The sequence below is a fragment of the Inquilinus sp. genome (assembly GCF_039594555.1).
Classification (GTDB): Bacteria; Pseudomonadota; Alphaproteobacteria; order DSM-16000; family Inquilinaceae; genus Inquilinus.
Window position 1 is genome coordinate 1 of the sequence record NZ_JBCNNF010000327.1, and the last position, 7,686, is coordinate 7,686.

The 7,686-nt window shown below is 69.4% G+C and carries 8 protein-coding genes; 1 reads left to right on the forward strand and 7 read right to left on the reverse strand.

Annotated features, from left to right (window positions below; genetic code table 11):
* From ABDW35_RS27090 to ABDW35_RS27105, 4 genes are all read right to left on the reverse strand, one after another.
* On the reverse strand, positions 1-565 hold a 565-nt coding region (locus ABDW35_RS27090), incomplete at its 3' end, for a branched-chain amino acid ABC transporter permease (RefSeq protein WP_343716965.1).
* Complete coding sequence (locus ABDW35_RS27095; protein ID WP_343716966.1) at positions 562-1,422, reverse strand: branched-chain amino acid ABC transporter permease; 861 nt, start codon at positions 1,420-1,422, stop codon at positions 562-564. The genes ABDW35_RS27090 and ABDW35_RS27095, both read right to left, overlap by 4 nt.
* 2 nt (positions 1,423-1,424) lie before the next feature.
* Positions 1,425-2,600: an ABC transporter substrate-binding protein gene (locus ABDW35_RS27100; RefSeq protein WP_343716967.1), complete on the reverse strand. Its 1,176-nt coding sequence runs from the start codon at positions 2,598-2,600 to the stop codon at positions 1,425-1,427.
* Between the two features lie 51 nt (positions 2,601-2,651).
* Positions 2,652-3,980 (reverse strand): MFS family transporter, encoded by a 1,329-nt coding sequence (locus ABDW35_RS27105; protein ID WP_343716968.1) that lies wholly within the window; start codon positions 3,978-3,980, stop codon positions 2,652-2,654.
* 489 nt (positions 3,981-4,469) lie between these two features.
* On the opposite strand from ABDW35_RS27105, the gene ABDW35_RS27110 reads away from it, so the two are divergent.
* Positions 4,470-4,997 carry an IclR family transcriptional regulator C-terminal domain-containing protein gene (locus ABDW35_RS27110; RefSeq protein ID WP_343716969.1) on the forward strand — a complete coding sequence of 176 codons (528 nt, stop codon included), beginning with the start codon at positions 4,470-4,472 and terminating at the stop codon, positions 4,995-4,997.
* 105 nt (positions 4,998-5,102) lie between these two features.
* Here the strand turns inward: ABDW35_RS27110 and ABDW35_RS27115 are convergent, their stop codons facing one another.
* Genes ABDW35_RS27115 through hppD form a run of 3 tightly spaced genes read right to left on the reverse strand, consistent with a single transcriptional unit; the run spans position 5,103 to position 7,446 of the window.
* On the reverse strand, positions 5,103-5,876 hold the full coding sequence (locus tag ABDW35_RS27115; RefSeq protein WP_343716970.1) for a coniferyl-alcohol dehydrogenase: 774 nt from the start codon (positions 5,874-5,876) through the stop codon (positions 5,103-5,105).
* Between the two features lie 50 nt (positions 5,877-5,926).
* Positions 5,927-6,325, reverse strand: a complete 399-nt coding sequence (locus tag ABDW35_RS27120) for a Rieske (2Fe-2S) protein (protein ID WP_343716971.1) — start codon at positions 6,323-6,325, stop codon at positions 5,927-5,929.
* Positions 6,322-7,446, reverse strand: a complete 1,125-nt coding sequence (gene hppD / locus ABDW35_RS27125; RefSeq protein WP_343716972.1) for a 4-hydroxyphenylpyruvate dioxygenase — start codon at positions 7,444-7,446, stop codon at positions 6,322-6,324. Before hppD ends, ABDW35_RS27120 begins: the two co-directional genes overlap by 4 nt.
* Positions 7,447-7,686 lie beyond the last annotated feature (240 nt).

The window sequence follows — 7,686 nt, forward strand, 5'->3', positions numbered from 1 at the left end:
GGAACAGCCCGAACAGCACCGCCAGGCTGTAGGCATAGGCGGTGGTGCCGTACAGGTCGAACTCGAACCAGCCCAGGATCGGGCGGACCGCCATGCCGTTCAGCCCGTCGGCGCCGCCGGTGAGGCCCGCGGCCTGGTTGGCGATCTCGAACAGCAGCAGCGAGATGCCGAGCGTGACCATCAGACGGGTGAGGTCGCTGCCGCGCAGCACCAGGAAGCCGGTGGCGAAGCCCAGCACGGCGCCGGCGACCGCGGCGGCCGCGAGGCCGAGCAGCGGCTCGCCGGCGACATGGATGGTCAGCAGCCCGGCGACATAGGCGCCGAGGCCGAAGAAAGCGGCATGGCCGAGCGAGACGATGCCGGCATAGCCGAGGATCAGGTCGAGCGAGAGCGCGAACAGCGTCAGGATCGCGATCTCGTTCAGGATCAGATGCTGGTCCGGCAGCAGGAATAGCGCCGCCAGCGCGGCCAGCCAGAACACCGCCTCCGGCCACCGCCAGCGGGCACGGGACACGGCCAGGCGCAGCGGCTGGGGCGTGGCGGAGGAGAGCGGGGCCGCCGTCACCTGCCGCCTCCGCGCGCGAACAGGCCCTGCGGCCGCAGCAGCAGCACCACGATCATCACCGTGTAGATGACGAAGGAGCCGGCGGCGGGGACATAGTACTTGCCGGCGACATCGGCGATGCCCAGCAGCAGCGCCGCCAGGAACGGGCCGGTCAGGCTGGAGGTGCCGCCGACCGTCACCACGATCAGGAAATAGATCATATACTTCAAGGGGAAGGTCGGGTCGACGCCCAGGATCTCGGCCCCCAGCGCACCGCCGAGCCCGGCGAGGCCGCTGCCGACGGCGAAGGTGGCGGCGAAGACGGTGTCGACCCGGATGCCCAGGCCCCGCGCGGCTCGTGGATCATCCACGGCGGCACGCAGCCGGCTGCCGAAGCGGGTGTAGGCCAGCACCCCTTGCAGCGCCAGCACCAGCATGCCGCAGATGACGATGATCAGGGCGCGGTAGATGCCGATGCCGACGCCCAGCACCTCGACCCGGCCGCGCAGATAGTCGGGCAACTGGATGATCTGCTGCTCCGACCCCATCAGATAGTCGGCGGCGGCTATGGCCATGAACACGATCCCGATCGAGAACAGCACCTGGTCGAGATGGCTGCGGCGATACAGCTGTCGATACAGCGTCCGCTCCAGCACCAGCCCGACCGCGGCCGCGGCCAGGAAGGCCGCCGGCAAGCACAGGAAGAACGGCGCCTGCCAGCGGCTCATCAGGATCGCGGTGACATAGCCGCCGAGCATGGCGAAGGCGCCATGCGCCAGGTTGATGAAGTTCATCAGCCCCAGCGTCACCGACAGGCCGCAGGCCAGCACGAACAGCAGCATGCCGTAGGCGATGCCGTCGAACAGGATCGTCGCCATGCCTACTTCGCGGCCTTGACCGGGTCCTTCACCGCCTCGATGGTCGCGAACTCGACATTCCAGAGGGCGCCGTCGCGCTTCTCGACCTTGCGGACATAGACGTTCTGGACGATGTCGCGGGTGTCGGGGTCGATGGTGATCGGGCCGCGGACGCTGGTCCAGCTCATGCCCTTCATGGCGTCGACCAGGGCCTGGCCGTTGGTGGCGCCGCCGGTCTTCTTCAGCGCCTCGAAAATCAGGTGCATGCCGTCATAGCCGCCGACCGCCATGAAGTTCGGCCGCAGCCCGGCATTGGCCGCCTGGAAGGCCTGGACGAAGGCCTTGTTCTCCGGGCTGTCATGCGCCGCGGAATAATGGTGGGTGGTGATGGTGCCCAGCGCCACGTCGCCGATCTTGTCCAGCAGCTCGTCATCGGTCACGTCGCCGGTGGCGATCAGCCGGATGCCGGACTTGTCCAGCCCGCGCTCGACGAACTGCTTCATGAACACGGCGCCGAAGCCCGAGGGCACGAAGACGAAAACCGCATCCGGCTTGGCATCGGCCACGCGCTGCAGGAAGGGCGCGAAATCCGGGTTCTTCAGCGGCACCTGCAGCTGCTCCACCACCGTCCCGCCGGCCTTGCCGAAGCGTTCGGCGAAGGCCTTCTGCGCGTCCAGGCCGGGGGCGTAGTCGCTGACCAGCGTGACCACGGTCTTGATGCCGTTCTGGGCGCTCCAATCGGCCAGCGGCACGGTGACCTGGGGCAGGGTGAAGCTGGTGCGGACGATGAAGGGCGACGCCTCGGTGGTCACCGCGGTGGCGGCGGCCATGATCACCTGCGGCACCTTGGCCTGGGTGGAGATCGGCGCTGCCGCGGCGGCCAACGGGGTCAGGCCGAAGCCGGCCAGCACCGCCACCTTGTCCTTCACCACCAGCTCCTGCGCCAGGCGCTTGGTGACGTCGGCCGTGCCGGTGTCGTCCTTGACAATCAGCTCCACCGTCTTACCGGCGACGGTGGCGCCGTTCTGCTGGAGATACAGCCGCGCGGCCGCCTCGATCTCCCGCCCGGTGGAGGCGGAGGGGCCGGTCATCGGCAGGATCAGGCCGATCCTGACCGTGTCCTCGGCCGCGGCGGGCCAGGCCGCCAGCAGGGCGACGCCGACAGCGGCAGCGGTCAGGGTGAAGTGTCGTCGATGCATCTTGGCTCTCCCCGTTTTGTCGATGACCGGCGGGTTGCTCCCGCCGGTGGATCAGTTGTCCTCGATCAGGCTCTCGCGCCGGTTGTCCGGCATCAGGATGGCGACGATGAAGGCGATGGCGCACATCCCGGTGACGTACCAGGCGAACCAGCCCTCAACCCCGGCGTCCTTCAGCCACAGCGCCACGTATTCGGCACTGCCGCCGAAGGCGGCGTTGGCGATGGCATAGGACAGGCCGACGCCCAAGGCGCGCACCGCCATCGGGAACAGCTCGGCCTTCACCAGCCCGCTGATCGAGGTGTAGAAGCTGACCGCCGCCAGGCCGCACAGGATCAGCCCGAAGGCGGCGTAGGGGCTGGTCACCGTGCCGATGGCGCCGAGCAGCGGCACCGTGGTCAGCGTCGTCAGCGCCCCGAACAGCAGCATGTTGTTGCGCCGGCCGATGCGGTCGGACAGGGCGCCGAACACCGGCTGCGCCACCATGTAGACGAACAGCACCGCCGCCATCACCAGGCTCACCGTCTTCGTGTCCAGATGGGCGGTGTTGACCAGGTATTTCTGCATGTAGGTGGTGTAGGTGTAGAAGATCAGCGACCCGCCGGCGGTGAAGCCCAGCACGGTCAGGAAGGCCCGCGGGTGCTGGAACAGGGCGCCGATCGTCCCCGCCTCCTTCGACTTGCGCACCTCGGCCGAGCTGGTCTCGATCAGCGACCGCCGCAGATAGAGGGCGACGACCGCCGCTGCGGCGCCGACCACGAAGGGGATGCGCCAGCCCCAGGCCCGGATCTCGTCGCCGGACAGCGAGAATTCCAGGATCACCACGACCAGCGTCGCCAGCAGCTGGCCGCCGATCAGGGTGACGTACTGGAACGACCCGAAGAAGCCGCGGTGCCGGCGCGCTGCCACCTCGCTCATATAGGTGGCGCTGGTGCCGTATTCGCCGCCGACCGACAGGCCCTGCACCAGCCGGGCGACCAGCAGCAGGAACCCGGCCGCCGCGCCGATGCTCTCATAGGTCGGCAGCACCGCGATCGCCAGCGACCCGGCGCACATCATCAGAACCGACAGCATCATCGAGGTGCGGCGGCCGTGCTTGTCGGCGATCCAGCCGAACAGCCAGCTGCCGATCGGCCGCATCAGGAAGCCGGCGGCAAAGATGCCGGCGGTGTTCAAGAGCTGGCTGGTCGGGTCGCCCTTCGGGAAGAAGGCGCTGGCGAAGTACAGCGAGGTGAAGGCGTAGGTATAGAAATCGTACCACTCCACCAGGTTGCCGGAGGAGCTGCCGACGATCGCGACGATGCGGTCGCGGGTGCTCATCGCCGCGATGGCGGCGGCGGATGACGGGCGCGGCGGGCGGTCCTCGGAGGTGGATGCGACCATGCGGCTGTCCTCGATCTCGTCAGGTGCGGGGTCGACCGGGCCGGGGCCTCGGGCCGATCGGGATCATGCACCCGCCGGCACGCGGCCGGCTACGGCGCTGCCCATCCCGCGGGACGGTGACGCTGCTGGTCATCCCGGACGCCTCCCCGTTCTTCTTGCCTGCCTGATCTCTTGTGCCCGAGCCCGGATGCGGTCAAGAATTTGTGCGCATAGCGGCAATCTTGTTCGTTCAGCGAACAAACCAGGGAGGACAGGCTGCGCGGCGAACAGGTCGTCTCGTTCCGCAAGGGGCTCGACATCATCAGCAGCTTCGGCGCGGGCCACCGGCGGCAGACCATCACCGAGGCGGCGGAGCGCACCGGCCTGACCCGGGCGGCGGCGCGGCGCTTCCTGCTGACCCTGTGCGAGGCCGGCTATGCCCGCAGCGACGGCAAGCATTTCGAGCTGACGCCGGCGATCCTGTCGCTCGGCCACAGCTTCCTGTCCGGCATGGGCGAGATCGAGCGGGTGCGCGACGCACTGCTGGGGTTGACGCGGATCCTGGGCGAATCGGCCTCCGCCGCCATGCTGGACGGCACCATGATCACCTATGTCGCCCGGTCGCCGGCGGCGCACCGGATCATGACGGTCGGGCTCGGCGTCGGCACACGGCTGCCGGCGCACGCCACCTCGATGGGCCAGGCGCTGCTGGCGGCGCTGCACCCGCGCGAGCTGGAGCGGTATCTCGACTCGGCCGTGCTGGAGCGGTTCACCGAACACACGCTGACCACCCGCGCGGCCCTGGCGGCGCGGCTAGCCGAGGTGCGCGGCCGCGGCTACGCCCTGGTGTCGGAGGAGCTGGAGACCGGGCTTAGCTCGATCGCCGTCGCGGTGCCGGGCGGCATCTCCGCCGGGGGGCTGGCGATCAACATGAGCGCGCCGGCCTCGCGCGTCGGGGCAGGGGAGATGCGCGACCGCTTCCTGCCGGCGCTGCAGGAGGCCGCGCGGGGGATCGCGCTGGCGGTGCCGCGCGCCTGACCTTGATTGCCTCGGGCCGACGGGTTGCCGGGCGTCTTCTCGTGTTGCCTCTCCCGCAAGCGGGAGAGGCAACACGACGGTGCGATCCGCTCGGCGTGGCTCCGTCTACAGCCCGTGGCGGCGGGCCTGGACGTAGGCGTGCATCCCGCCATCGACCGGCACATTGGCGCCACGGATCCAGGCCGAGGCGTCGGACAGCAGGAAGGCGACCGCCGGAGCGATGTCCTCCGGCCGGCCCGGCCGGTCCATCACCGCCATCTCCGCCCGCGCCCGATCGCCGAAGCTGGCCAGGAAATCGGGCAGGATCGGTGTGTCGATGGGGCCGGGGCTGACCGCGTTCATGCGGATGCCGCGGTCGCGCCAGGTCCAGCGGTTGCGGTGGGTCCAGGCGACCAGCGCCTCCTTGGCGAAGAAGTAGCTGCGCGCGCCGGCGATGCCGTGCCGCTCGCAGAAGGCCTCGACCTCCTCGAAGCCGAGATCCTCGCTGTCGCGGATGGCGGGCAGGGACTCGGCCCAGTCCAGCCCGGCGAGGGAAGCGAGGTTCACGATCGCGGCGCCGTCGGCCAGCTTCGGCACCAGCCCGGCGGTCAGGTGCTTCAGCCCGATCAGGTTGACCCGCAGGACCTCCGCGGCCGGCCGGGTCGGCGGCACGCCGGCGATGTTGGCCAAACCGTGCGCGCCATCCGGCAGCGCCGCCACCAGCGCGTCGACCGTGGCGCGGTCGGACAGGTCGGCGCGGAAGAAGGCGTCGACCGCATCCGCCGGCTCGTGCCGGTCGACGGCGATGACGCGGCCGCCCCAGGTCTGCACCAGCCGCGCGGTCGCGGCGCCGATGCCGGAGGCGGCGCCCGTGACGATGATGGTCTTGCCGGTCAGCATGGGAGTGTCCTGAGGAGTTCAGGTCTCCTTACCATCCCCGGCCGGCAGCCTCATCCCATCACGATCATGCCGTCAGGCTCCAGCCGCACCGGCAGGAGGTCGAGCCCGCAATCGGCGGGGCCGGAGACCGGCTGACCGCTCGCGGAGTCGAATTCGGCGAAGTGGTTGCTGCAGACCAGGCGCCGGCCGTCGGCGCTCAGCACGCTGCCGCCGCGCCAGGTCAGCGGCAGCCAGGCATGCGGGCAGGCGTCGAGGAAGGCGCGCACCGCGCCGCCGTGCCGGACCAGCAGCATCGAGAACACCCGGCGGCCAGAGCCGAAGCTCAGCGCCCGCATGCCGGGATCCTCGATCTCCTCGATCCGGCCTAGCGCCGTGCCCGGCGCCGGGGCGTGCGGATGCCGGCGCCAGGCCGGCCCGTCTTCCGGCGGCGCGAACGGGTTGCCGGTCACGCCGCCTGGTGGCCGTCGGCCGACAGCACGCCGCGCCGGATCTGGTCTTCCTCGATGCTCTCGAACAGGGCGCGGAAATTGCCCTCGCCGAAGCCGTCATCGCCCTTGCGCTGGATGAACTCGAAGAAGATCGGGCCGATCACGGTCTGCGAGAAGATCTGCAGCAGCACCTTGGTGTGCGCGCCTTCGACCACGCCCTCGCCGTCGATCAGCAGGCCCAGCTCGCGCAGCCTCTCGACCGGCTCGCCGTGCTTCGGCAGCCGGGTGTCGATCCTGTCGTAATAGGTATCGGGCGGGGCCGGCATGAAGGCCAGGCCGTTGCGGTCCAACTGGCTGACCGAGGCATAGATGTCGCGGCTGCCCAGCGCCACATGCTGGATGCCCTCGCCCTTGTAGGCGCGCAGATATTCCTCGATCTGGCTCTTTTCGTCGGCGCTCTCATTGATCGGGATGCGGATCTTGCCGTCCGGGCTGGTCAGGGCGCGGGAATACAGGCCGGTCAGCTTGCCGCTGATGTCGAAATAGCGGATCTGCCGGAAGTTGAAGAGCCGGCTGTAGAAATCGACCCAGACATCCATCTGGCCGCGATGCACATTGTGGGTCAGGTGGTCGACATAGTAGAGGCCGGCGGGCTCGGGGTGCGGCTCGGCATCGCCGATCCAGTCGAAATCGACCTCGTAGATCGACCCCTTGGCGCCGTAGCGGTCGACCAGGTACAGCAGCGACCCGCCGATGCCCTCGATCGCCGGGATCCGCAGCTCGCCGGCATTCACCCGGCTCTCGACCGGCTTGGCGCCCAGCGACACGGCGCGCTTGAAGGCGTGGTCGGCATCGGCGACGCGGAAGGCCATGGCGCAGGCGCAGGGGCCGTGCTTGCGGGCGAAGTCGCTGGCGAAGCTCTCGGGCTCGGCATTGACGATGAAGTTGATGTCGCCCTGGCGGTACAGCGTCACCCGCTTCGACTTGTGCCGCGCCACCGGGACGAAGCCCATGGTCTCGAACAGCGCGCCCAGCTTCTCCGGCTCGGAGGAGGCGTATTCGACGAACTCGAACCCGTCCGTCCCCATCGGGTTGGACTCGGTGATCTCGGCCGGCGGGGCGTCGTGCGGATAGGGGCCCATGCTGCTCTCCTGGCGTGGCGTCCGTCAGGGATGATACCAGCGAGGGCGTGGCCGTTCCGTGCGAAACGAAGGGTGGCGGCAAGCCCTGAAGCAAGCTTCGAGCGCTGCGCAGGTGCTATATGCAGGAAACGCGCATCACTCCCACCTGTCATGCCCGGGCTTGACCCGGGCATCCAGAGAGCGTCGACACCTTCTGGATTGCCGGGTCAAGCCCGGCAATGACACGGGAGGGGAGCGAAA

Bases quoted from the DNA above. Each gene is read 5' to 3' on its own strand.
- ABDW35_RS27095 (WP_343716966.1), bottom strand. From the start codon at position 1,422: ATGGCGACGATCCTGTTCGACGGCATCGCCTACGGCATGCTGCTGTTC.
- ABDW35_RS27100 (WP_343716967.1), bottom strand. From the start codon at position 2,600: ATGCATCGACGACACTTCACCCTGACCGCTGCCGCTGTCGGCGTCGCC.
- ABDW35_RS27105 (WP_343716968.1), bottom strand. From the start codon at position 3,980: ATGGTCGCATCCACCTCCGAGGACCGCCCGCCGCGCCCGTCATCCGCC.
- ABDW35_RS27110 (WP_343716969.1), top strand. From the start codon at position 4,470: ATGGGCGAGATCGAGCGGGTGCGCGACGCACTGCTGGGGTTGACGCGG.
- ABDW35_RS27115 (WP_343716970.1), bottom strand. From the start codon at position 5,876: ATGCTGACCGGCAAGACCATCATCGTCACGGGCGCCGCCTCCGGCATC.
- hppD (WP_343716972.1), bottom strand. From the start codon at position 7,446: ATGGGCCCCTATCCGCACGACGCCCCGCCGGCCGAGATCACCGAGTCC.